The sequence below is a fragment of the Mesorhizobium sp. WSM4312 genome (assembly GCF_002294875.1).
Lineage (GTDB): Bacteria > Pseudomonadota > Alphaproteobacteria > Rhizobiales > Rhizobiaceae > Mesorhizobium.
Map to the genome: position 1 here is coordinate 204,562 of NZ_NSFU01000001.1, position 24,428 is coordinate 228,989.

Below are 24,428 nucleotides of genomic sequence, written 5' to 3' on the forward strand. Positions count from 1 at the left end.
GAAGATGGTTCTCGCACTGGCGCAAGACCCCTTCCGACGGGTCACTGCGTTCGCTGGCCTCATGCGGGAACTCCCCGACGTATCGCCGTCAAATTGTGCCGGCGAAGAAACGCTCGGCCGATCGAGCACGGAGGCACCGCTCGACCACGCGCCTTGAAGCGATTCGATTTCAGATGCGACCCAGGATGAATGCGAGATAGAGCCCCAAGGTCCCGGCAAGGGTCTGCCGATAGACGCCGCTTGCGGGCAGAGTGCGCAAACGCTGGAAAAGACTGCCCTGCCGACCGCTTGCGAACAGGTCGAGGCACGCCGCGGCATCCGGCGTAAGGAGGTCGCGATTGACCGCCAGACCGGCAAGGTTGACATCGGTCCAGTCGGCAAACTCGCCCTTGAACAGGCGCCCAAGCCGCGAGAACCTTGCCCGCCACGACACGTTGGCGCCGACAAGGTTCGCCGCGTGCTGCCGGTAGTGCACCAGGGGCCGCGGGTCGTAGTGGACAACGCCGCCGGCGCCGGTGACAATCAGATAGGCCCACCAGTCGTGGCTGACGAAGCCCGTGCGTGCCGAAGCCCTTGCCAACAGGTCGCGTGCCGCGCGGTTGAGCAGGATGGTGTTGCCGCCGGCGATGCTTTGCACGAGCGCGTTGCGGAAGGACGGCGGCCGCCGAAACAATGGCGACTGGCCGACAAGGCTTCCCGTTTCGGTCATGGTCGCGGTTCGCGAGCAGAACATCAACGGCGTTTCCGCGCCGAACGCCTGCATCCATTGGATGGCACTTTCCAGCCTGTCCGGCTCCCAGACATCGTCCTGATCGCTGAAGGCATAGAAGTCGGCATCGATACGCCGGTCGAGTATCATCGAACGGAAATTGGCCGCGAACCCTCGGTGCGGCCCCTCTACCAACGTCACTCGACCCTTTGTCCAGCGGGACTTCCAGGCTTCGATGATGGGAACCGTGCCGTCGACGGAGCCATCGTCGGAGATCCAGAGGTCGATGAGCGGATGCGACTGTGCGAGCAGGGATTGCAACTGCTCATCAATGAACGCGGCGCCGTCTTTCGTGCCCATCAGCACCGCTATGCGCAGATCTGCCCTATCCACGAATGTCGAACACCTTACTTGAGTTCATGAAGGCGAGGTGCATCTGTGGCCGAAGTCCGAATACAGATTCCAGCTTCATCGGATGGCACCAGCTCCAGGTTCGTGGACGTGAACACCAGCACAGTGCGAACACGAAAATCGCTCATGGCCGTTCTTTCCTCAAAGGGCGATTTCCGGCCCGTCGCGTTGTATTGCATACTGTGGGCTCGAAGTCATAGCCAGAGGTTTTTTCGGGAAGAGCCGACGGTCAATAGAGAAGCGTGGCGCATCATCCTTGGGAGATTGCCGCGAGCCTGACATTAGTCTCGGCTAACGAAGAAAGCCGCATGGCATCAGCCCGTGTCCAGTTTTGCCGCAGTTGACTCTGCTCTTGACCTCGTTACGACGCAATGCGTTGCCATATGCCTGTCGAAATGGCTATTAGAGATGGGTGTGGTGGTTCGCCATGGCCAGCGAAGGACAATGCGCCAGAACAACGGATTGCGATACTCCCAGCTATGATTGCGGCACTAAACGGCGCTTTTGACGACATCTCAAAAGCCATGAGATTACACCGGGTCTGGATCGCGCTTGCCCATGAGGACATCGGCGACCAGCACAGACGCACGACGCTCGGCCCGCTTTGGATGCTGGTCAACTATTTCGCTTTCGTCGGCACATTTGCCTTTGTTTTCGTGACCAAGGACGCAAGCAACCCCAGCTATATAGCCTATGTGGCCATCGGCATGCTGGTGTGGTTCTATCTTACCGAGACCATCACCATGAGCGTGTCTCTCTTCCAGCGCGAAGCGAGCTTCATTCAGGGCACGACGCTGCCGTTGTTCGTGTATGTGATGCGATTGACGATGCAATGCATCATTCGGGCTGGTTATTCGCTGGCGGGTTGCGTTCTCATTCTGCTTTTGAGCGGTTACGGCATCAACACGAACTGGCTGCTGTCCTTGTTGGGATTGTTGCTCCTCATCCTGGCAACCCCTGCATTTGTGGTGGTTTTTGCGTTCCTGGGCGCATTCTTTCCCGACAGCGAATTCATCGTCGGCAACCTGATGCGGGTGGGCATGTTCTTCACGCCGGTCTTCTGGGTCTATAGTGGGCAAGAGGGCGTTCAAGAATATGCCTATCATTGGAACCCGTTCACCTATTTCCTGGAGGGCGTGCGCGAGCCGATCACGGCGGGCATATTTCCGGGGCATTCCTTGGCGGTGACAGGTTATTTCTGCCTCGGCCTCTGGGCTATTGCGCTGCTGCTGCTGGGCCTTTATCGCAAGCGCATCGTTTTCCTGATCTGAGTTCCATGACCTCCATCACCCTGAACAATGTCAGCCTCGTCTATCGCCTGTTTGAAAAGTTGACGCTTTCGGCGCCCGGCCGGCGTCGGAGCGCTCTCGGCGGCAATATAGCCAAGTCGGGCACCAAACAGGTCGTGCAGGCGCTCGACGGTGTTAGCTTCGAGCTCAAGGCGGGCGACCGGTTAGGGCTTGTCGGCCCGAATGGCGCCGGCAAGACCACCCTGCTCAAGGTTCTATACGGAATCTACCAGCCATCGGGTGGCACGATATCGATCGCCGGCAAGGTCGATGCCCTGTTCAACATCCACATAGGGTTTCGTCCCGAGGCCACCGGGCGCAGAAACATCGTGCTGAGAGGGTTGATCAGCGGTTGGACGGCGGCCGAGATCGAAGAGAAGATGGAAGAAATAATCGATTTCAGCGAACTGGGCGACTTCATCGACCTGCCGTTCAAGGCGTACAGCCAAGGCATGGCGGCACGTTTGGCGTTTGCAGCAGCGACCACTCTCGAGCCTGAAATTCTGCTGATGGATGAATGGATTGGCGCCGGCGACGCGTCGTTCCAGGAAAAAGCCAAACGACGCATGGACGAACTGGCGGAAAAGGCCGGCATCATCGTGCTGGCCAGCCACGACGATGCGCTCATCCAGCGCGTTTGCACGAAGAAACTCACACTTAGAGGTGGCCGGGTGGAGTCGCTGGCTTAAAGCGTCTCGCGATATTCGATATCGAGATCGAGCAAGGGCTCGATAGTCGTAGCATCATCCTTTTCCGCAGGCCGTCAACGGTCCAAAACCACTCGCGAAGCCACGGCCGAACGACAGAAATCGGCCCGCCCTGTCAGCCCCGCAACCCGACCAAGAGTTGCGTCCGTCGCGATCTTCATAGATTGACGTTTTGATAGAGGCTGGTCTAAGCGTACTGAACGTTGACCAACCGGACCGAAAAGCACCTCAATTTGATAACCCCAACAGCCGGATTGTCACAGGCACCGAGGCGTCAAGCCATCTTAATCCTGGGAATGCACAGGAGCGGAACCTCGGCGCTTGGGGGCGTAATCAATGCATTGGGAGCAGCCGGCCCGAAGACCCCGATGCCGTCGCACGCGGCCAATCCGCGCGGATTCTTCGAGAGCGCGCCCCTTGCCCTTGCCCACGACGAACTGCTCGCATTGGCAGGCTCGTCCTGGCTTGACTGGCGTCAACTCGATCAGCAAAGGATGAACTCAAAGGCAACAGAACCGTGTCGTCAGAAAATAAAACAGCTGCTCATCGATGAGTTCGGCGACGAACCGTTGATCGTTATCAAAGACCCACGGACATGCAGATTTGTTCCGTTCATGTCGTCGATCTTGGACGAAATGAATGTCAGCCCTGTCGCCCTTCTGCCCGTACGCAATCCTCTTGAGGTCGCATATTCGCTGCGCCGGCGACATAATTTAGCGCTGCCAGCGTCCCTGCTGTTGTGGCTCAGGCATGTGCTCGAAGCTGAATATCATTCACGACACATGCCGCGATATATTCTGTCATATGAAGGGTTCCTAGCCGACTGGCGAAAGCATATGGACCGCGCAGCTGAAAAAACCGGTGTCGCCTGGCCAGCTCAGCCCGACCACTCGGACGTCAAGATCGAACAGTTTCTGACGACAGACCTCTATCATGAAAGGTCCACGCTGGAAGATGTGCGTAATCATCCGGATGTTACGGCGCTGGTCCGTGAGAGCTATCAAATTCTGACCGCAATCGCCGCCGGCGATGAAGACGATGGCTTGCTTGCTCAGCTGGATATGATGCGGACGAGATTCGACGAAGCCTGCGAAACATTTTCGGCGGCCATGGCGACGGAGGAATTGGCGGTTGCGCAATTGCATGGTGAGCTTGGCGCGCGCAGCACCGAGATAAAGTGGGTCCGTGAAGAGAATTCGAAGCTTGCGAGCTTCTTGGAACAGCAATCCGTTCAAGTCCGCGGCTTGGCTGACGAACGTGATGCCCTCGTCGGATTTCGCGACACTCTGATCGCTGAACGGGATGCTCTCGTAAATACCCAAGCGAGCTTAATCGCTGAACGGGATGCCCTCGTAGATACCCAAGCCAGCTCAATCGCTGAACGGGATGCCCTCGTAGATGCCCAAGCTAGCTTAATCGCCGAACGCGATACGCTCCTACGGGGCATGAGCTGCATCGCCAATGAGCGCGATGCGCTGCTCACGTCGCGCAGTTGGCGGCTGACCGCACCTTTGCGGCTGATACGTCGCCTGTTCGCCCGTGGCTGATGCATGCGCGGACAGCAAACGCGCGGCGAGAGGCAGTTGGCGCCCTCACGAGCGACTTGCCCACGTGAGAGTGCTCTGTTTGTTGCATCGCCATCTGGCTAATCCCCAAACGCGATTATTCTTCGCAGGCCGCGATAGAGTGGCCTGAGAATCCTGAACGCTAGTGGCGATCTGAACACGATCGACCTCTTGATCGAGAAGAGGAGGCCGTGAAAGGATCTTTTCACGCCGAGGTTTCCGAATTCCGCCGGCGATGCATTCTCCAGCAATGATATCAATTTGGTTTCCAACATTACGTAGTTGTGAGCAGCATTCCTTGTGGTCATCACGTGCCGGAAGCTATAGCCGGCGTCGATTGCGACATAGGCTATGAGCCGCTCTATGGCATGGACCAAACTCCCATCCCGATAATCCATATTGGCAAAATCGTTCCAGCCCCACTCTTCTTCGAAAAGCTTCCTTAGAGCTGCAGGGCGAAACCAGTACATCCCACCGTAAGGCGCGACAGGTGTACTGTGATCCAGATGGGCATTCAGACCCAGTTTTTTGGCCAATTTTGCAACATTGGGCTTGTTGCCGAACCATGAGTTTCCCATGGTCGGATATCCAATATGGATGATCGGAGGAATAACGAGACCAAGTGCGGGGTTCTTGGCGAAAAGATCAAGCAAATTTAGAACATAATCAGGGCTGTGGAGAAGGTTCTCGAACATGTGAAGCTTGAACAAATCTCCCTTTGTGCCGTCTTGGGAAGATCGCTTGGAATGTATCCGGCATATCAAATCGTAGCGGTCCTCGAGCACATAGTCACGGCACCCGATGAGAAGGGCTGAAGTATCCCGGCCGTCATTCGACTGGACGACCAGAACCACGGCCTTTCTGCAGTTCGGTGCTTTGGTGATTGCCTGCTGGATCAACGCCTGCTTGTTGGTATTGTCGGTCGTAATGATGAGGTCATAACCCTTCGGGATGTTTTCGGTGTAGCCCAGAATCTCATCGATCATGTCAGCGTGATAGACATGGGCAAGAACAGCTACCCGAAACCGGGTTCTTCGAGCACCAATATGCACATCTGGCAGGACGGAGAGCAGCGCGGCGTTGCTATTGAGCGTTCGGGGTGGGCCCAGGCGACCGACGCTTCTCCATATCAGCGACAAATCGTAGTCCGATCGCTCTTCGATTATCTCCAAGGCTCGCGGCAGATTGATCGCCTCGCGCTCGAGAAACAGCGGGTCATGAAAGAAGAGGCGACGCTTCAGGATCGGGCTCCGGTCCTCCAGCGTTTTGTCCGGCTCCATGAAAACCGGGTATGGCGTCTTGTATCGCTCCGGATCGAGCAATACCGAACAGGTGTAGCCCAAAGCCTGAAAATGCGCTGTGAACACCATCTCGTGCTTCGCAACTGACTCCATATACGAGTTGATGGACACCATCCGGGTCCAATAGTCACGAAACGCCTTCGACTGATGCAAGGACCGCCGCACTGCGATGAAATGGGAGTTGAGATGGAAAGGCAGTTCGGATTTTGTGACGTCGATCGGATGGGGTCTTAACGCCCTGTGGGCGGAGATTCCCCAAAAGTCGCAGTGACGCCGGTCCATCTCCGAGAACATTTCCGAGAAGGGGAAAATCGGCCCGTAGAAAGTGTGGTTGAAAAACAATATCTCGTCGAAGTGTGAAAGTTCATCCCACCCGATATGTTCGAGGGCAGCCCGATAGGCCCAGACATCGAACCCCTTGTTTTCCCTAACCAGGACGTCGGCGGCGGCCTCGGAAAGGCGAGATTCGGCCGCTTCGTCCACCGGACCGTTGCAAACCACCAGCAGTTTTTCAACAAAAGGCTTTATCGATGCGATCAGGTGAAAATAATACTCATCTATCTTGCCATCTTGATCGTAATAAAATGCGATTGCCAGGCGCCTCATCGGCCTATCTCTCTCTGGTGCATATGGAACTTAAAATTGGCGCGCGCCCCGATACGGGATCGAAAGAGACGTTGGCCGCATCCTGCCACCCAGACGTCATCGAGGGATGATGTCTCCGGGTCGTCTCGTCAAAGTCCGTGATATCGGCACTATCCTGCAGAGCACATCAGGTGCACGCATTAGACCATTCGATGCCGATAAAAAAGGCCGGAGGGACGCGATCCTGTTCCGTGCCGACATGCGGCGTGCCAACTGACCCCTCACATTGGCCATGCAGAAGGTAACCAGAGTTACCCCGAAAGAAGCCTTGGGAATGAACAAGCGGCCTAACCCATTGAAGACTCAGCGAGAACCGGTTCCCCCGTCGCAAGCGCGCCGACGTTTTTGCGGCCGGCGACCCGAGACGAAAAGCGCTTGCCCCATTTGTTGACTGGATCTTCAACGAAATAATTGAGCAGGAAGGCAGACGGGATCACCAAGGCTAGAGTCATCGTCAGGCTGAGCATGAAAGCAATCGTTGGACTCTCGACCATCCCCTGGATCGACCTCATGGTCGGAATGAGCACGACGATAAAAAGGCTGTGAAGCAGATAGACCGAGTAACTGATTCTACCCAGCCACGCCGAAACAGGATTGACGATCACGGCAACGGGGAGAAGGCCGAGCCCGACCACCAACGCACCAAACATCACCCCTTCCCAATAATATTTGTCGAATATCGCAACCTTATTTGCCGTGATGGCAAAAAACATCACAGGCACAAACGTCAGAAGAGCCAAACCTATCCGCTTTCCTTCCGGATGCTTTTCCAATAACGGCAACAAATAGAAAGCGATAAGGCCGAAGGTAAAAATCGGAGCTCGATAAAGAATTGAATACAGGTAGTAATTGAATGGATCAGCAACAAATAAATTTATATTCATAAAGAAAAGGGTAGCTATGCATATAGAGGCAAAAAATACCGAAACCGACAGAATTACACCTTTAGAAAATCGGTACAAAAAGGGGAATATCATGTAAAATACCATTTCCACGCCAACCGTCCAACCCGCCGGAACGATGGACGTCTGGTAACCTGGAACCAGATTAAACAGAAATGTCATATTCAACAGGATCGATTTTCCATCGATCTTTACACCGCTGAAATTGTGAATGCACATGACCAGGATAATTAGGTAAAATAGCGGAGCTATCCTGAAAAATCTCCGCAGTGCGAACCCTAATATCGGGCGAACTTCCCGATCATGAACCGGCATGCTGAGGCAGAGTGAAAACGCACTCACCACGAAAAACAGATCCACCCCCATGGTGCCGTTTACGACGAACAGATCGAGAAACGGTGCAACCGGAAGACGCGGAGATGGAAGCATCGCCACGTGCACAACGACGACCCAAATGGCCGCCAGCCCACGCAAGGCATCCAAGAAGGGCACTCGGTTCAGACTTGCGTTGTAGCTGCCGGCCAATTTGGTACCTCACGGAATTCTAACAGCACCTACTTCGAACACCGCGGTTACGCAACCTGTCGGCTTTGAAAGGGCATCATTCCGGCACGGCGCCACCTTTAGGCTGGCACCACCATCGACCCTGCGGGGGCTATGATTAGCAGCAGATTGGCAGCAGTTAAATCTGTCCCGGCGGTACATCCAGTCAGCTTTTAGTCCCCAGCCGTCGCTTCAAAATCGCGCAGAATTCAAAAGTGTTGTGCGGCGTGGCATAGACTTGCTCCACGTCAAGCCCAATGAGGCCGAGATTGGCAAGTACCTCTATTCCGGAGCGGAAACTCTGCGGGGTGAATTGCCAGGCGTGCACATCGATGTAGGCCCCGCCGGAATTGTCGTACCCGCTCATTGCCTGCGAGACAGTCGTCATATCTTGCCGAAATTTTGCGACCCCGTGATCTCCAGCCCAATGGCGTGCCGCGTCATTATGCGTGGTTAGAGCTATGTGTTCGATAACGCTCGTTGCGGTGTGAACCTTGTTGCCCCGAGCGCCGATGAAATCCGCAATTGAGCTCTCTGGAATGAAATGATCGAAGCAGTAGCGCTTGTCCGGGATAATCAGGAGGTATCTGCCCGTCGGCACGAGAATTCTCGCCACCTGGTTCAGATGATAGATCAGATCCGGTTGATGCTCGATGCAGTGACTGCTCAGGCAAAAATCAAACTTTTCGTCGACGATACTCAAGTCGCCATTGCTGGAGACATAATGAATATCGACGGGGCTGGAGTAGGCATAGCCGATCGCATCCGCCCTCTTGATCAGTCCGTGTTTGTCCATGACGTCGAAATATTTAATATTTCGGCCACGCAGGGTTGGATTCGTGAAAGGCCCCAGTTCGAGGGTTGATTTGCGACCGACAAGAGCGGCAAGCTCATTTCTGCTGAATTCTGGCGGAGCGGCATCCATGTAAAAATCCTCGGTTGGTTCGGCTTCATGTGGCGCGCTTGGCATTGCAGCAGCGGCCGCTTAAGGCTGAAAATTCCACTGATGGATGAGTGGGTTGGGACCTCAGACGAGTCATTCCAGGCTATGCGCTATTACGCCGAGAATTTGGTTTTAAGACCGCCCTGACGCAGCGATAGAACGGCCTTAGAATCTTGAACAGGATAGGTACCCTGAACTTCAGGGAGCTTTTAGTGGCAAAATTGAGTTCAGCCAGAGAGCGCTTCACCGACAGTGGCGGCGCTGGTGCATACGCTGGTGCATACAGGGGAAAATCAGCTTTTTTCCACGTAGACAGCATCTGATAGTGCAATGGAAAGTCGTTCATCGGCAGCATGCCGACAAGCTTTTGCATCTTGAATTCCAGCATGGCGTAGTTGTGCGCCGCTTGATGAGCGCACATGATGTGCTGGGTGATATAGCCCACATCCTGGGCCGCGTAGGCCGTCAGGCGCTCAAGCGCATGAGCCAGGCCGCCATCGACATGATGTGGTTCGGCATTAAAGTCTTCCCACTTCCACTGATGTTCGAATAATTTTCGTAAGGCGCGGGGCCGGAACCAGAACATGGTGCCATAGGCAGCCACCGGAGTGGTGTCATCGAATTTGACATCAATGTTCAATAGGCGCGCGGTTTCCTCAACCTTGGGCCTGTTGGAGAACCAGACGCGCCCCATGGTTGGATAGGAGATGTGAATAAGCGGTGGAATGACGAGACCGATCGAAGCGTTGTCCTGGAACAGGTCCAATACGTTGTGAACGTAACCACGGGTATTCAGCAGGTTCTCGAGCAGATGCCGCTTGAACAGGTTGCTCCTCGATGACTGCACCTGAGGTGACTTTTTCGTGTGCAGGCGGCAGACAAGGTCATAACGATCGTCGACCAGCAGGTCACGCAAGGAGATGAACAGCGAAGACATGTCCCGACCGCGGTTCTGCTCCACGATCCTGACAATCGCCTTGTTAATGCCGGGGCGCTTTGCCAAGAGGGCTTCGATCTTGGCCTGCTTTTCCGACGTGTCCGTCGTGGCAATGAAATCATAGGGAACAGGGATGTTCTCGGTCAGATCCAGCATCTCGTCGAGCATATCGATGTAGTAAATATGTGCGCAAACCGCCACTTTGCCGTAGTCGGTAGGAGCATCATCGTCCTTGATGCGCTCATTCGGCAGCACACTCGTCAGAGCCGCGTTGGTGCTGAGATTGCGCAATTCGGAATCGCGCAGAACATCGCGCCAAATCAAATTCATATCGTAGTCGGACGTTTCCTCGATAACGCGCAAAGCGCGCGGTAAATCGACAGGATTGTGCTCAAGGACAGTTGGTTCGTTCAACAACAAGCTTCGCTTCAGCAGTGGAAAACGATTGATCACTGCTTCATCAACATTGATGAACGCGGGATCGTGCGAGCCGTATTTCTCCGGGTCGATATACGCTTCCGCCGAATAGCCCAGACCTGTAAAATGTTTTGTGAATTGCGACGCGTGAATCAGAAAGGCATCTGGGTCACTCTTTGTTTCCGGCAATTTTGCCCAGTATCTCTTGAAGGTTTGCGATCTCAGCATGTCGTTCCGGATGGCGATAAAGCATGTCTGGAGATGCCAAGGCAGATAACCTGCTCCAGTAAATGGATTTGCCGCGATTTCCTTGTGGGCGGCGGCGCCCCAGAAATCACTTTCGCGACCTTCCATCTCTGAAAACATTTCGGAGAAAGGAAAAAGCGGGCCGTAACAGGTGTCATTCAGCAGGATCAGTTCGTCGTACTGGGAAAGAGCGTCATGGCCGATCGCTTCAATTCCAGCCTTATATCCCCAGAGGTCCAATCCCTCTCTCTCGCGCACTAGCAGTTGATCACAGCTTGCCTTGACCGCTTTTTCCGACGGCTTCGACAGATCGCCATTGGAAACGACAACAATCTTGTCAACGACCTCTCGCAGCTTTTCGAGCAGAAAGATGACATAGTCATCCGCAACGCCACGCTCGTTGATGAGAAAAAACACAGCAATACGACGCACTTGGATGCTCCTGCTAACTAGACCGTGAACATCGCTGCTTCTGTAATCATGATGTGCGCTGTTCATTGCGCCGAGAAACCGGCTGCAAAACTGCCCTCGTGCCTCGATAAAACGGCCTCAATATCGTAAACAGGATTGGCACTCTAAATTTCAAAGAGCTTTTGATCGCCAGATTGAGGTCAGCCAAAGAACGCTTTACCGATGGCGGTGGTGGCGCTGGGGGTGGCGGCGCCTCCAGTGGATAGCCGGCCTTTTTCCACTCGGACAATACATGGCCGTGCCAGAGAAAGTCGCCCGACGGCATCACGCTTGCAAGCTTTTGCATCTTGAATTCCAACATGGCGTAGGCGTGCGCAGCCTGGTGCGAGCACGCAATATGCCGTGTGGTGTATCCAGCATCCTGGGCCGCGTAGGCCATCAAGCGCTCGAGCGCATGAGCCAAATCGCCATCGTCAAAGTACGGTTCGGGATCGAACTCTTCCCACTTCCAAGTGTGTGCGAATATTTTGCGAAGGGCGCGGGGCCGGAACCAGAACATGCCGCCATAGGCAGCCACCGGAGTGGTGTCGTCGAACTTGACGTCGATGTTCAACAGGCGCGCGGTTTCCGCAACCCTCGGCTTGTTGCCAAACCATGAGTGCCCCATGGTTGGAAAGGCGATATGAATCATCGGCGGGATGGCGAACCCGATCGAAGGATTGTCGTGGAACATGTCCAGCACGTTGTGAACATAACCACGGCTGTTCAGCAGGTTCTCAAACATGTGGCGCTTGAACAGGTTACCCTTCGATGCCTGCACCTGAGGCGTCTTTTTGCTGTGAACGCGGCAGACAAGGTCATAACGATCGTCAACCAACAGATCGCGCGTGGATATGAAAAACGCCGACATGTCCCGGCCGCGGTTCTGCTCCACGACGCGGACGATGGCCTTGTTTATGCCAGCGCGTTTCGCCAAGGCGGCTTCAATGTCAGCCTTCTTTTCCGGCGTATCCGTGGTGGCAATGAAATCATATGGTACGGGAATGTTCCCGGTCAGATCCAGCATCTCGTCGAGCATATCGGTGTAGTAGATATGCGCACAAACGGCGACATTGCCGTAGTCGGCAGGGGCGCCAGCGCCCTTGATCCGCTTGTCCGGCAGCACACTCATGAGTGCCGCATTGCTGTTGAGATTGCGCAATTCCGAAACGCGCAGAACATTGCGCCAAATCAAATTCATATCGTAATCGGATGTTTCCTCCAGAACACGCAAAGCGCGTGGTAAATCGATAGCATTATGCTCAAGGAATGTTGGGTCATGAAAAAATAGCCGCCTCTTCAGCAACGGAAAGCGGTTGATTATAGCTTCATCGATATTGATAAACGCTGGATAGTGGGAACCATATTTCTCCGGATCGATATAGGCTTCCGCGGAATAGCCGAGATCCGTAAAATGCCTCGTGAACTGCGATTCATGAAGCAGAACGGCATCCGTATACGTTTTTATTTCCGGCAAATTCACCCAATATTTCTTGAAGTCAGCCGATTTCAGTATGTCCTTTCGGATAGCGATGAAATACGTCTGGAGATGCCAAGGCAGATGACCCGTTCCGGTGAATGGATTTGGCGTCATTTCCTTGTGGGCGGCAGCGCCCCAGAAATCATTTTCGCGACCTTCCATCTCAGAAAACATTTCGGAGAAAGGAAAAAGCGGGCCGTAACAGGTGTCATTCAGCAGGATCAGTTCGTCGTACTCGGACAGAGCATCATAGCCGATCGCTTCAATTCCGGCTTTATAACCCCAGATGTCGAACCCCTTGTTCTCCCGCACCAGCAGCTGATCGCAACTGGCCTTGACCGCTATTTCCGAATGCTTGGACAGATCACCGTTGGAAACGACAATGACCTTGTCGACGACCTCTCGCAGTTTTTCGAGCAGAAAGATGACATAGTCATCCGCAATCCCACGCTCGTTGTAGAAAGAAAACACCGCAATACGATGCACCTCGTGCTCCTGACTAAAATATCAAGTTCGCTGAAAAACTGTCTTCGTCGTCCTAACCAAGGCGTGAGTCGATCCAGTTGCAAAGCTTCTCGATTCCCTGCTCGACATCGACCTGCGGTCGCCATCCCAGATCGCGCACCGTCCTGTCAATGCTGGCAACCGCGGAGCGCACGTCGCCGTTGCGGAACATGCCGTTGATGCTTGGTTCCGGTGCCTCGTATCTTTTTGCAACGATCCTCGCCAGTTCAAGAACCGTTGTTCTGGACCCTGTACCGACATCATAGGCGATCGACTGCGACAAATTTATTCGCGTTGCCGTGTCGATCGCCGAAGCCACGTCGTCGATGAAAACGAAGTCCCTGCCGATGTCTCCATCCTCGTAGATCGGGATACTTTTGCCTTCCTTGGCCATCCTGATGAACAGTGACACGATACCCGTATAGCTGTTCGTCAGCGACTGGCCGGGACCGTAGACATTCTGAAGGCGAAGGACGTTGACGGAGGTTCCGAACGAAAGAGCCCAGGCACGCAATATCTGCTCCTGGGTCAGCTTCGTTGCGCCGTAGATGCTGGTTGGATTCGGTATCGTTTTTTCCGCGTCCATCGGCAGAGGCTCTAAACCGGGAAAACTCCACTCGGCGCGTTCAAGCTGCTGCTTCGATCTCTGGCCCGGATATATGACCTCTCCTGCGTTCGTCGACCGCCATGCGCCTTCGCCGTAGACGGCGCGGCTCGAAGACAGGACAAAACGGTCGGGAACATGCGATACGGTGGCGAAGGCATCCAACATCCGGGTCGTACCAAGGACATTTGCCATCGCATGGCGGGAACCTTCCGTGAGCGATTGACCCGTTCCCGTCTCGGCCGCCAGGTGAATCACGACTTCAGGTCGAGCGGTTTCCAACAACTGCGTCCAGGTGGAAGCCTCGGCAACATCCGCAACCATGAGCTCAACGCGAGGATCAAGTTCGGCAGGACGCTTTTGCCCGGCATGAATCTGCGGATGCAAATTGTCAATGACAATGACCCGCTCGAAGCGGTTTGCCAGTCTGGGAGACAACGCGCACCCAATGAATCCGGCTCCGCCAGTCACCATACATGTTTTGGACATCAAGCAGCCATTTGCATTTCATCAGCTGGCTGTTCGTTACCAGCGTCAATCTCGTTTGAATAGGTATAAATGGGCTCGGTTTCGGGTCCGATGCGATCTTCGGCACCCGAGCCAGCTTGCATCTGCACAAGTGGCGGCAAATCGGCGATGCCGCAGCATTTCTGATTTACGGGCATTGAACCCATGCCGATATCCGCCCCTTTTTCGCCCTTATACCTAAGGCCGCAAGCCGGCAGAAATCCTGTTCCTTCCCGTCAGACAGCGGCCGTTCGCGGGCGTCTGCCATTGGCCACGATCAGGAGAATGGTTGCCGCCGCGAAACCGACAAGGCAGAATTCCAGCGTCTTCAACAAGTGACTGCTGTCGTAGTAGAAATGAATCTCGCTCGGTCCGGTCACCTCTACTGCAGGGAAGAAATCCAGAAACTTGTCTAGTTTCACTGGCTTTCCATCCAGTGTGGCTCGCCAGTATTTATTGACGCGGATAGGCAAAACGACCCATCCATGGGTCGCGCCCGAATAGCCCACCGTCAGGTCATCCGGAAGATAAGACGCAAGGCGCACCGGACCATAATCCGCCTCCGGTTGCCCGCTCAGCCCATTCACATAATAGCCGGACCCCGAAACCGCGTTATTTTCGATCACGTCGATGCCCGGCTCTACCGACGCGACCGAGAAATTCTGCGGAAGCCGGGGCTTTGCCCCAATCTTCATCTTTGGCATGCCGGGAAATGTCCTCGACCCGATCTGATAGGTCGCACCACCAGCGGTTTCGAAGGCCCATGCACTGATCGCCTTCTTGCTGTCGGGCTTGGTCATTGCAATGACATACCGATACGTGCCGGCATCGAGTGGAACGTTCCGATTGAAAGCAAAGGTAGCGTACAGGTTGTTGCGTATCGCCTCCGGCGGCAATTCCGCGTGAGCCACGAGGCGTTCATTTTGGTAGAGATCGAAGGTCAATGCCGAAGGGGCGTAATCCTCATCATAGGTTCCGAACAGCACCTGCACGTTCGTGGCGTCCATGGGCTTGTCGATTGACAGCCCACCCTGGAGGGCACCACCATTAAGAGCAGCCGTCGGCCGCTGGCCAACGCCGTCGGTCTCGTAAGCAATGCAAAAGTCCCTGACAATGAAGAAGCGGACGGCAGCGTAGACAATCCCCGGGCTGGAGAAATTGATATCCGAGCATTGGATGAGAGAGGCCGTATAGGACACCTCATGAGAAGGCGCTATGTCATCGACTATCTTCTTTTGAGCATCGGTGCGAAATCCATGAGCAAACAACTCAGGCAACCTATAGTTTGACAAGACGCCCGAGAAGTTGAATATATCTCCGGCAATAATACTTTGCCCAGGCAGAATTTCAGATAATACATAGGATATCGATGGCGTTTTTGGAAAAAAAGTTTCAATATCTGGACGCGCATTGAACTGCCTAAACCAATACCCAAGATTAATTGTTTGCAATACGCATAGAAATATAACGATATAGAATTTGTAATCTGACATTGAATGCAGCGACGTTACCGATTTAAATTTCAATGACAATATAAAATTTATAGAATAGGCCGACAATATCGCCAGGGACAATCCAAATAATATTACAACCCTGCCCCATCCATTGATGCCAAATCCCGGAATCATTTTCACGATGTCGGCGGGAGCCGCGCCAAACGCAGTCGCCAGCGTGAACGCTGCCAGCAGCAACCCAAAAGCGGCAAACCGGTTGGGTGCTTTAAAAACGAAAATTAACGCAAGAAGGGCCAGGACGGCCGCGGGTACGCCAGCGGAAAAGGTCCGCTCGACGCCGAGATGATTCACAAAGTCCGAACCGAACATGTTGACGATGTCATAGGGCGTGAAGATCGCCCTACCGTCTCGAATCGACAAATCGGTTGAATCGAGAATGTCTTTAACCTGCAAAAGACCTGGAAGAGCCAGCAGCGCCCCTGCAGCGCCGGCGCAGCCCAGCGCGATGGTTCGCCTGACCGCGAGCTGATTGATGCCCGCGCTCCGGAACTCGACAAAAAGCAGTACGGCCCCTAGCATAAGGGACGCGATAGCCCCAAGCAGGGCGACAAATGGAAATCCGCCCAGCCCCATCAGGGCGACGCTGAAAATGAGCCCAAAAGCCCAACCGAGACGGCCTGTCTGCCAATAACGAAGCTGAGTAGCCAGAACCCATGGAATAAGAGCGCTCGTGGTCAGATGAGGCCAATGCGCCCAAGCGATGTTGAAGCCGCAAAATGCAAATGTAATGGCGCCGAAAACCGCGGCCACATGATTTCTAAACATGAAAAACAGCAGGCAATAGGTACCGAAAGCCGCCAGCAGATAATTTGATAAAATTGCGAACGTGTAGCCCATGGCCTCATTGGGCGTGAGGGCATAAACCAGGAAGGGTATCGACAGGCCTTCGTAAATCGGCGCCTGGATGCCGGCCGTACCCAGCTGATTGAGTGGGTTCCATAGCGGGATGTGCCCTTCCCGCAACTCTCGCCTGAACTCCCGCCAGTTTGGCAGCCGGCTATCCAATATGTCGGAACGCTCCATGTTGACAAGTGGAGTGTCGATCCCGGCATTGTCCCATCCCGGATAGGCCAACAGCAGATCCATCGGTGCCAGCGTTTGCCGAAAAGGATTGACGCCCACAATCCCCAGGACGAGAACGAAAAGAAGCACCAGCGAAATGACGTGCCGCAAAAGTGGCGCCTGCTCCGGTACATGGTTGTCCTGCACGGACGTTCCCGTCATCTGCGTGTCCATACACTTTTCCCTTTTGGTGACCTACGCGCTAACTTTTATCTTCTGCATGGCGGGTGGCGGCATACCTGCCAAACAAGAGGCCGAGCAACGCCAACAGGCAATCGCCGGCACAAGAGATGATCCGAAAAAGCAAGGCTGCCGCAGTAGCTGAACCGGCGCCGTATACCGGTGACAGGAACTGTATAAGCAGATACTCCCGAATGCCTACGCCTGCGGGCGAGCCGGGGGTAACAAATCCCAGCAACCAACTGATCGATGTCCAAACAACCAGGCTCGAAAAATCTGCATCCGCACCGAGGGCCTTGAGCAAGTAACTCAAGCTAAATGCAAGAAAAATAAAACAAGGAACCCCAGATAATATTGATGCAAAAAATGCAGCTAATTTCCCTCTTAATCCCCCGAAAGCCAAGCCTGCGCCGACGAAAATTATCAGAACGGCAGCCATGATAGGCATTCTGTATTCATAAATTGCAGCGGCCTCGTCATTTCTGATCCACGCGGGCAGCAATGTGAAGTCAATGGTCCGTGATGAATAGGTAATTATTCCTATAGATGATACGACAATGGATATTATCTCCATTATTATTATGGACGCCGTCGCTCTATGTAATACGCCATGCTTCCCAGACAGATAAAATCTGCCAACATATTGACCTACATTGCCCGGGATATATTTGCCGATTTGAGAGACAAGGAAAATATACAAGAGACGAGACGGTGGAAGACGCACACCAAAAGCCTTTGAAAACATTCCAAACGCCAGAGCACCGGACATCACACTCAGCATGTACATCAGTAATGCCGTTAGAAATGACGGTTCAAAATAGAATGACGGCGGCTGCGAAAGAACTACGCTTCTGTTGATCCAGAAGGCTCTGCCTACGTAAACGATTGCCGCAACCGTGAGTATCGCACCCACGTAACCTGCAGCGCGTTTTCCAATTGCGACCCACGAACTACTTGTCACCGCGAAAGCGCCCTACCACGAAATATCCATCGCCTAGGTTCGTGCGCAGGAACGGTCGTTGCAACTGGATTGATAGCCACATGGCCAAGAGACCCGGCCAAGTGCACATCTTGTTGAATACGCTAATAAGACCACTCCTATCGATGCCGCTAGATGCCGTGCTTTGATCGAGGCCCTTGACTGCGCTTCGCTTGTCCATTTCCGCCTGATAGTACTTGATACGCTGGCTAGACAATAGATTTGCAAGTGGAAACCCGTAGGATTCGAATGCAACAATATCGAGGCCCGCCTTGTCGAAAAGGTCCTCTAGTTCTTGTCGTTCGTAGCGGCGCACATGGCCAGCCCAGTCGTCGGAAACAGTCCAGCGCTTCATAAGACACGGCACGGATGCGAGAAACAGACCGCCCGGTTTTAGCCATGAGACCCAGAGGCCGAGCGCCTCATGATCCTCTTTGATGTGCTCCAGGACCTCGAAGGCGGAAATCACGTCGAAAGTGCTGCGCCACTGAGGGTCAGGATCAGAAAGGATATTGACGCTTGTTTGAACAGTCAGCGCCTTCGCAACCGACACGGCGTCTGGCCCAGATTCAAGACCGCTAGCTTCGAATCCTCGGTCATAAAGATCAACCAGCAGCGCACCGGCGCCGCACCCGATATCCAGGGAACGCCGACCTTTACCGATCTTCAAATGATGAAGGACTCGTGACCGGCGCAATATGTATCTTGGCGCCGGCACCCAGCCCAGTTCGGGGGCCGCGGTCCCGTAAAGAAAATGCTTGAACACGTTTCAAACTCCTATCCGTTGCAATAGGTCGTCGCGCAACCGCTGACCGATTTTGGAAGGCGCAATTTCGGCAATGATCCTGTCCGAATACCCGGTGTCGGTCGCGCCGATCGCTTGAACGATGGCTTGCGCGAGCGCTTGCGGCTTGCCCGCCTCGATCAGAGTTACACCTCTTGGCGGGTTGTCTCCAAACAGCTCTCGAATGGCAGGAGAATCACGAGTGATAAGGGGTTTGCCCGCACTGACTATCTGAAAGACTTTGTTTGGAATTACCCTGCCCGATTTATCAGACGTCCCGAATATCCCAAGGCAGACAGTCGCTTTCTCGATTTCAATCTGGAGCTTTTCATACTCGACCCACTCGGTCCAATCCAGGTTTCCAGGATTGCGTTCTGCAATCATATCGCGAATTTTCGATGCCTCTTGACCCGTTCCGACGATTCGAAAATTGATCGCCGTATCAGACAACAAACGAGCCGCTTCCACTATGGTTTCAATACCATGAAGTGGAATGAATTGCCCATAAAACAAAACGGTGGCTATAGGTCCGGAGTCGACTGCATCCTTTGGGCTAAAATTCTCGCTCTCCACTCCAACAAAGGCCCTAACTATTTTCCTCGGATCAACCAAAAACGTGTCGGCGTAGTATCTGCCATGTGCATCCGTATCGACCAGCACAACGTCTGCCGATCTAAGCGATATTTTCTCCAACCAATGAATGAGGCGCGACGGGAGGGAGCCAACCTTAAACAACTTCCGATCTTCAACAACCGTGTTGAAGATCGGAAGGAACGCATCCACGACTACCTTTTCACGCCTCAGCTTCGCCAGCGGCCAGATAAGCAAGGAATCGAGATAAGCAAAGTAGCCGCAGACAACAAAGTCATGACGAGCGGAGAAGACGTACCGAAACAGAAGTATGGGGTACCAGATCGCAGCTGTGCCTATCAGACGAAAAGCAGACCACACCGAGGAAACTTGGCTCTTGTCCTCGATGCCGCGCCAAACGTGGAAATGCAGTTCGTCGACGTTGACTCCCGCCTCTCGAAGACCTTTCCGCAAAATCCGGATTCTGGGCTTGCCGGTATCATAGGTGCCCCACAAAAGAACCTTCAGCGTTCGCCCCATGCTCAATCTTGGTGTTCTTTGAAATGCAATCTTGCCACCTTCCCACCTGCACACTCGGCGGCAACGCCAAAGAGAACAATGGCGGATAAAAATAACTCGCCGTTCATCTGGATATGCGAGACCGGATTCACCAAAATATCTATTGGCAGATTGTCGATGCGGGCGCCGCAGGTTGACATGACTGCCGCCGCCTACACTATTTTCTCAATTTTTGACTCTTTGCTCTCCATCGCAAACGACCGGATCCTGGCCTTTGCACCATACTCTTGCTGCAATTGCCTGATCCTTATTTCTTCAAGCAATTGCCTGTTGACCGCTATGAGCTCGGAAATGATGCCGCTCATCGCAAGAATGCCGGCAAGCGCGAGCAAGGCGCTGGACAGAACGAGTGACTGGATGTTGCCACTGCCTTCGCCCATCAAATAGTGGACAAGGAACCGGACAACCCCGACCAACCCCGGCGCGGCGACGATTGCCGCACATGTCGAGAAGAAGCGCAGCGGGCTATAGACGACAAAAATCCTCACGACCGTTATCAACGAGCGCCGAACATAGCTTGGTATGCTCTTGACCAGCCGCGAGGGTCGAAGATCGCCGTTGACACGGATCGGCACCGAGGTGATCGGGATGTTCCTGCGTCCCGCCTGGATGATCGTTTCCAGCGTATAGGTATAGCGGTTGAAGACATTGAGCTGTATCGCCGCGTCGCGATGAATGGCCCGGAAACCGCTCGGGGCGTCAGGGACCGTCGTGCCACTGGCAAGCTTGACGACGAAGCTGCCAAGCTTCTGCAGAAATTTCTTGACCGGTGAAAAATGCTCTATCTCGCTGATCGGCCTTGCGCCGATGACGATCTGAGCCTTTTTCTCCAGTATGGGCCGGACGAGATCGGGAATGCAGGAGGCATCGTACTGGTTGTCCGCATCGGTGTTGACGACGACGTCCGCGCCCAGTTTCAGCGCGGTTTCGATGCCGGTCATGAACGCTTTGGCAAGCCCCTGATTGTGGGGCAGCGAGACCACGTGATCGACGCCGTTTTCCCGGGCAACCTCGACTGTTCGGTCGGTGGAGCCATCATCGACTACGAGCCATTCCACCGTGCTGAAACCCGCGACCTGACGCGGCAGATCGGCCAGCGTAACGGCGAGCGTCCCCTCCTCATTCAGGCATGGGATTTGAATAATAAGCTTTGACAATCCACCCTCTTCTTTCCGCAAGGCTGATCGGCTGCCGTGTTCCATATGGACCTAAAGAACTTTGCTTCCGCGCGCTACCTGCTTCGGCAAAATAAGCTGTTTTTGTGGCTGCCAACAACGGCGCGAGGAGGCTCCGGGCGGCGCCGAGTTCATGGCGTTCAGGCGAATTCGCTCAGGGAAGCGGATATCTGATGGAGAGGACAAGAGCAGGGCTGCCCATGCCCAATTCAATTTCGGTCTCAACGAAACTTTGCGGCGACGACCCGTTGAAACCTTGCGGCGACCCTTTTCAGTAACCGCCTGCCATTCAACAGCGCTCGCAGGGGACTGGTTATCCGCCAGCTTGTTGAGTCCTTGAACTCTTGAACAGCGCGCTGACCTTGCTCTATTTTTGCCTGGAGCGCGGCCGTCTGCGCTCGCGCTCGTGCGATCTCTTTGTCGCGCTCGGTCCGCAGTGCGCTCGCGGTTGCGTTGGCAGCCGATATTTCTCCCTGCAACCCCCGGAATTCTTCTGCTTTCTCGGCACGCTCGCTCTCAAGCGCTGCAATCTCGCTTTCGTGCTGTTGCCGCTGTTCTTCAAGGCTCTGTGCAAACCGCGCTTCCGCCTGTTCGCCCTTAGCTGTCAGTGCCTCGATCTCGCTGTTGCGCTGCTCGACCTGTCGCCGCCAGTCCTCAAGGCTTAGCGCAAACCGCGCTTCCGCCTGCCTTATCGCATTGGCTGTATTCCCACGCTGGGCGACTGCTTGTCCAAGATGGGCGAAAATGGTTCGTACAGCTTCCTGGCCATGATCTTGTTCGCCGCTGGTGAAAAGCGCCTCGACCGCTTTCGGGTAGCTGTTGCCCATCGCTAGAACGCCCAGGCCATGCCCATGAAGGAACTCGAAATGCGGCCGGCCGGCCGAGACCTCGCTCCAAAGGCGAAAGACTCCGAAATCGCGCTCACGTACATTCGTGTCGTGAAAGAGTACAATTGCATTCTTCGTCAACTTCGGTCGCCACGTCTCGAAGTCATGGCGAACGGCGTCATAGGTGTGCATACCGTCAATATGCAGCAGGTCGATGCTCTCATCCTCGAAATGGCCAACTGCCTCGTCGAAAGTCGACCGTACTAGACGCGAAAAGGCCGAATACTTTGCATCGTGATAGGTGGCAAGGCCGGCATAGACGCCCTCATCGTAAAAACCCGCGTGCTCATCACCCTTCCAAGTGTCGATCGCGTAGCAACTGCAGGAGAGACCCAGCAGTTCAATGGCTTGGCAGGCGGCACAATAGGAAACTCCAGTGTGCGTGCCAAGCTCGACAAACCGGTGCGGCCGCAGCGAATCGATCAGCCAGAACATGAAAGGAACATGTTCGATCCATGCGGACGGAGCTTCCAGATCAGGGGATCGGAACGCCGTCGAAGTAAAAGGAACCATCGCCGTCCCTCAGGTCCAGGCAAACGCGCGGTTCACGAAAGCCAAGGACGTCATCAAGCGTGCCGAGTAAGAGATCGCACCACCGCTTCCGTCGATTGCCGCCAGTCCGGCGCGTTCCAGCCGAAGGCGGAGGCGAATTTCGCGCTCGATAGCCGGGAATTGGCCGGACGGCGTGCCTTGGTCGGATAGTCCATCGTAGCAATGTCCCTCACCCGCGCCCAGGGACCACCAAACGCCAGGCTTGTGTCCAGGATATGGCGGGCAAAGCCGCTCCAGTTGGCCTCGCCGGTGCCGGCCAGATGATAGACACCGAAAGCGGCAAAGCTCTTGTTGCCATGCAGCTGTGCCGCGGCATGCAGGACAGCGTCGGCGATATCCAGCGCTGAGGTGGGGTTTCCCCATTGATCGGCCACCACTGCAATCTCGTCGCGGTCGGCCGCAAGCCGAAGCATGGTTTTGACGAAATTCTTGCCGAACGGACTGTAGACCCAGGCGGTGCGCAGGATCAGGTGGCGCGGATTGGCTGATGCCACCGCCTGTTCGCCGGCGAGCTTGGAGGCGCCGTAGACGCTGGCCGGCGCGGTTGCATCGGTTTCGACATACGCGCCAGAAGCGCTGCCGTCGAAGACATAGTCGGTCGAAAGGTGGATTACGGGAACGGCAAGCCGGCCCGCGGCCTCCGCCACCTTGCCGGCGCCGACGGCATTCACCCTGAATGCCAGATCGGGCTCATCCTCGGCCTGATCCACGGCCGTGTAGGCGGCAGCCGACACGACGATGTCAGGCTTGGCCGCAGCAATGGCTTCGATCACGGTGTCGGGGTTTGCCAGGTCGAGCTGCGGACGGCCAATGGCGATGACGTCCACGCCGGCAAGCTGGCCGGCCTCCAGAAGGCTCGACACAACCTGGCCTTCGCGTCCGGTGACGACGAGCCTCACGCGGCCCCCTTGCGGGCTTCGCCCAGTCTTTCGCCGGCATAGTTCTGCTCGCGGATCGGCCCCCACCACCATTTGTTGTCGAGGTACCAGTCCACGGTTCTGGCCAGGCCGCTGTCGAAATTCTCGTTGGGCGCCCAGCCGAGGTCCCGGCTTATCTTCGATGCGTCGATGGCATAGCGGCGGTCGTGGCCGGGGCGGTCGGTGACGAAGGAAATCAGGTCGCGGTAGCTCTTGCCTCCGGCCCGGGGGCGCCTGCTGTCGAGCAGGTCGCAGATCGTCTCGACGACGCTGAGGTTTGTCCGCTCCGAATTGCCGCCGACATTGTAGCTCTCGCCCGGCGTGCCTTTGGTGGCAACCAGTTCCAGCGCGCGCGCATGGTCCTCGACGAACAGCCAGTCGCGCACATTGGCGCCGGCGCCATAGACCGGCAGCGGCTTTTCGTCGAGCGCGTTGAGGATGACGAGCGGGATCAGTTTTTCGGGAAAATGATAGGGGCCGTAATTGTTCGAACAGTTGGAGAGCACGACCGGCAGGCCGTAGGTCTCGTGCCAGGCGCGGACCAGATGGTCCGAGGCCGCCTTCGAGGCCGAATAGGGCGAGGACGGCGCGTAGGGCGTCTCCTCGACGAACATGCCGCCATCGAAAGGCAGGTCACCGAACACTTCATCGGTCGACACGTGATGGAAGCGGAACCGGCCTTTCCTGTCGTCGGCAAGGCCGCGCCAGTATTCGAGCGCCGCATTGAGGATGCGGTAGGTGCCGACGATGTTGGTCTCGATGAAGGCGCCAGGCCCATCGATCGAGCGGTCGACATGGCTCTCGGCGGCAAGGTTCATGACGATGTCGATATCGTCACGGCGCATTATGTCGAGCACCGCTTTCTCGTCGCATATATCGGCCTGTGCGAAGCGATAATTGTGCGCGTTCTCGATTTGCCGCAGCGAGGCCAGGTTGCCGGCATAGGTGAGCTTGTCGAGATTGGTCACCCTGTAGGCCGGATTGGCGCACAGATGCCGACACACCGCCGAACCGATGAAGCCAGCCCCGCCTGTCACCAGAAAATTCATGCCGCCATCCTTCATGCCCA

At 55.1% G+C, this 24,428-nt stretch carries 20 protein-coding genes; 3 read left to right on the top strand and 17 right to left on the bottom strand.

Translation table 11 applies throughout. The features are described from left to right. Positions 1-169: 169 nt before the first annotated feature. Positions 170-1,102 (bottom strand): glycosyltransferase family 2 protein, encoded by a 933-nt coding sequence (locus tag CK228_RS00950; RefSeq protein ID WP_095786572.1) that lies wholly within the window; start codon positions 1,100-1,102, stop codon positions 170-172. A gap of 497 nt (positions 1,103-1,599) precedes the next feature. On the opposite strand from CK228_RS00950, the gene CK228_RS00955 reads away from it, so the two are divergent. The 3 genes from CK228_RS00955 (at position 1,600) to CK228_RS00965 (ending at position 4,663) form a co-directional block, all read left to right on the top strand. Next, complete coding sequence (locus tag CK228_RS00955; protein WP_095770836.1) at positions 1,600-2,391, top strand: ABC transporter permease; 792 nt, start codon at positions 1,600-1,602, stop codon at positions 2,389-2,391. A gap of 5 nt (positions 2,392-2,396) precedes the next feature. Next, on the top strand, positions 2,397-3,098 hold the full coding sequence (locus CK228_RS00960; RefSeq protein WP_095770837.1) for an ATP-binding cassette domain-containing protein: 702 nt from the start codon (positions 2,397-2,399) through the stop codon (positions 3,096-3,098). A gap of 386 nt (positions 3,099-3,484) precedes the next feature. Beyond that, a complete protein-coding gene (locus tag CK228_RS00965) occupies positions 3,485-4,663 on the top strand; it encodes a sulfotransferase family protein (RefSeq protein WP_245437941.1) in 1,179 nt (392 codons plus the stop codon). Between the two features lie 98 nt (positions 4,664-4,761). On the opposite strand, the gene CK228_RS00970 is transcribed toward CK228_RS00965, so the two are convergent. The 16 genes from CK228_RS00970 to rfbB form a co-directional block, all read right to left on the bottom strand. Then, positions 4,762-6,588, bottom strand: coding sequence for a rhamnan synthesis F family protein (locus tag CK228_RS00970; protein ID WP_095786574.1), 1,827 nt, complete (start codon positions 6,586-6,588; stop codon positions 4,762-4,764). A gap of 326 nt (positions 6,589-6,914) precedes the next feature. Then, positions 6,915-8,054 (bottom strand): acyltransferase, encoded by a 1,140-nt coding sequence (locus tag CK228_RS00975; protein WP_095786575.1) that lies wholly within the window; start codon positions 8,052-8,054, stop codon positions 6,915-6,917. 184 nt (positions 8,055-8,238) lie between these two features. Then, positions 8,239-8,997: a methyltransferase domain-containing protein gene (locus tag CK228_RS00980; protein ID WP_095786576.1), complete on the bottom strand. Its 759-nt coding sequence runs from the start codon at positions 8,995-8,997 to the stop codon at positions 8,239-8,241. A gap of 121 nt (positions 8,998-9,118) precedes the next feature. Continuing rightward, positions 9,119-11,047, bottom strand: coding sequence for a rhamnan synthesis F family protein (locus CK228_RS00985; RefSeq protein WP_095786577.1), 1,929 nt, complete (start codon positions 11,045-11,047; stop codon positions 9,119-9,121). 46 nt (positions 11,048-11,093) lie between these two features. Continuing rightward, positions 11,094-13,031, bottom strand: a complete 1,938-nt coding sequence (locus CK228_RS00990; RefSeq protein WP_095786578.1) for a rhamnan synthesis F family protein — start codon at positions 13,029-13,031, stop codon at positions 11,094-11,096. A 52-nt stretch (positions 13,032-13,083) separates the two neighbouring features. Then, the gene (locus tag CK228_RS00995) at positions 13,084-14,142 is read right to left on the bottom strand and encodes an NAD-dependent epimerase/dehydratase family protein (protein ID WP_095786579.1); all 1,059 of its coding nucleotides are present in this window, start codon (positions 14,140-14,142) and stop codon (positions 13,084-13,086) included. Continuing rightward, positions 14,142-14,327, bottom strand: a complete 186-nt coding sequence (locus CK228_RS34610; protein WP_142875425.1) for a hypothetical protein — start codon at positions 14,325-14,327, stop codon at positions 14,142-14,144. The genes CK228_RS00995 and CK228_RS34610 overlap by 1 nt, the downstream gene beginning before the upstream one ends. A 69-nt stretch (positions 14,328-14,396) precedes the next feature. Further along, positions 14,397-16,910, bottom strand: a complete 2,514-nt coding sequence (locus CK228_RS01000; protein WP_095786580.1) for a hypothetical protein — start codon at positions 16,908-16,910, stop codon at positions 14,397-14,399. Positions 16,911-16,938: 28 nt separating this feature from the next. Continuing rightward, positions 16,939-17,703, bottom strand: coding sequence for a lysylphosphatidylglycerol synthase domain-containing protein (locus tag CK228_RS01005; RefSeq protein ID WP_095786581.1), 765 nt, complete (start codon positions 17,701-17,703; stop codon positions 16,939-16,941). A gap of 163 nt (positions 17,704-17,866) precedes the next feature. Next, positions 17,867-18,661, bottom strand: a complete 795-nt coding sequence (locus tag CK228_RS01010) for a class I SAM-dependent methyltransferase (protein ID WP_095770847.1) — start codon at positions 18,659-18,661, stop codon at positions 17,867-17,869. 3 nt (positions 18,662-18,664) lie between these two features. Next, a complete protein-coding gene (locus tag CK228_RS01015; RefSeq protein WP_095786582.1) occupies positions 18,665-19,789 on the bottom strand; it encodes a glycosyltransferase in 1,125 nt (374 codons plus the stop codon). Positions 19,790-19,791: 2 nt separating this feature from the next. Beyond that, positions 19,792-19,968: a hypothetical protein gene (locus CK228_RS35145; protein WP_179295762.1), complete on the bottom strand. Its 177-nt coding sequence runs from the start codon at positions 19,966-19,968 to the stop codon at positions 19,792-19,794. Between the two features lie 12 nt (positions 19,969-19,980). Next, positions 19,981-20,985, bottom strand: coding sequence for a glycosyltransferase family 2 protein (locus tag CK228_RS01020; protein ID WP_348629228.1), 1,005 nt, complete (start codon positions 20,983-20,985; stop codon positions 19,981-19,983). A gap of 239 nt (positions 20,986-21,224) precedes the next feature. Continuing rightward, on the bottom strand, positions 21,225-22,325 hold the full coding sequence (locus CK228_RS01025; RefSeq protein WP_245318020.1) for a class I SAM-dependent methyltransferase: 1,101 nt from the start codon (positions 22,323-22,325) through the stop codon (positions 21,225-21,227). A 131-nt stretch (positions 22,326-22,456) separates the two neighbouring features. Beyond that, on the bottom strand, positions 22,457-23,341 hold the full coding sequence (gene rfbD, locus CK228_RS01030; RefSeq protein WP_095786583.1) for a dTDP-4-dehydrorhamnose reductase: 885 nt from the start codon (positions 23,339-23,341) through the stop codon (positions 22,457-22,459). Further along, positions 23,338-24,408 (bottom strand): dTDP-glucose 4,6-dehydratase, encoded by a 1,071-nt coding sequence (gene rfbB / locus CK228_RS01035; protein WP_095770953.1) that lies wholly within the window; start codon positions 24,406-24,408, stop codon positions 23,338-23,340. Before rfbB ends, rfbD begins: the two co-directional genes overlap by 4 nt. Positions 24,409-24,428 lie beyond the last annotated feature (20 nt).

Coding starts and splice junctions, on each gene's coding strand:
- CK228_RS01000 (WP_095786580.1), bottom strand. CDS start 16,910: ATGGACACGCAGATGACGGGAACGTCCGTGCAGGACAACCATGTACCG.
- CK228_RS00965 (WP_245437941.1), top strand. CDS start 3,485: ATGCCGTCGCACGCGGCCAATCCGCGCGGATTCTTCGAGAGCGCGCCC.
- CK228_RS00955 (WP_095770836.1), top strand. CDS start 1,600: ATGATTGCGGCACTAAACGGCGCTTTTGACGACATCTCAAAAGCCATG.
- CK228_RS34610 (WP_142875425.1), bottom strand. CDS start 14,327: ATGGGTTCAATGCCCGTAAATCAGAAATGCTGCGGCATCGCCGATTTG.
- CK228_RS00960 (WP_095770837.1), top strand. CDS start 2,397: ATGACCTCCATCACCCTGAACAATGTCAGCCTCGTCTATCGCCTGTTT.
- CK228_RS00970 (WP_095786574.1), bottom strand. CDS start 6,588: ATGAGGCGCCTGGCAATCGCATTTTATTACGATCAAGATGGCAAGATA.
- rfbB (WP_095770953.1), bottom strand. CDS start 24,408: ATGAATTTTCTGGTGACAGGCGGGGCTGGCTTCATCGGTTCGGCGGTG.
- CK228_RS00980 (WP_095786576.1), bottom strand. CDS start 8,997: ATGGATGCCGCTCCGCCAGAATTCAGCAGAAATGAGCTTGCCGCTCTT.
- CK228_RS01015 (WP_095786582.1), bottom strand. CDS start 19,789: ATGGGGCGAACGCTGAAGGTTCTTTTGTGGGGCACCTATGATACCGGC.
- CK228_RS00995 (WP_095786579.1), bottom strand. CDS start 14,142: ATGTCCAAAACATGTATGGTGACTGGCGGAGCCGGATTCATTGGGTGC.
- CK228_RS01005 (WP_095786581.1), bottom strand. CDS start 17,703: ATGTACATGCTGAGTGTGATGTCCGGTGCTCTGGCGTTTGGAATGTTT.
- CK228_RS35145 (WP_179295762.1), bottom strand. CDS start 19,968: ATGTCAACCTGCGGCGCCCGCATCGACAATCTGCCAATAGATATTTTG.
- CK228_RS01025 (WP_245318020.1), bottom strand. CDS start 22,325: ATGTTCTGGCTGATCGATTCGCTGCGGCCGCACCGGTTTGTCGAGCTT.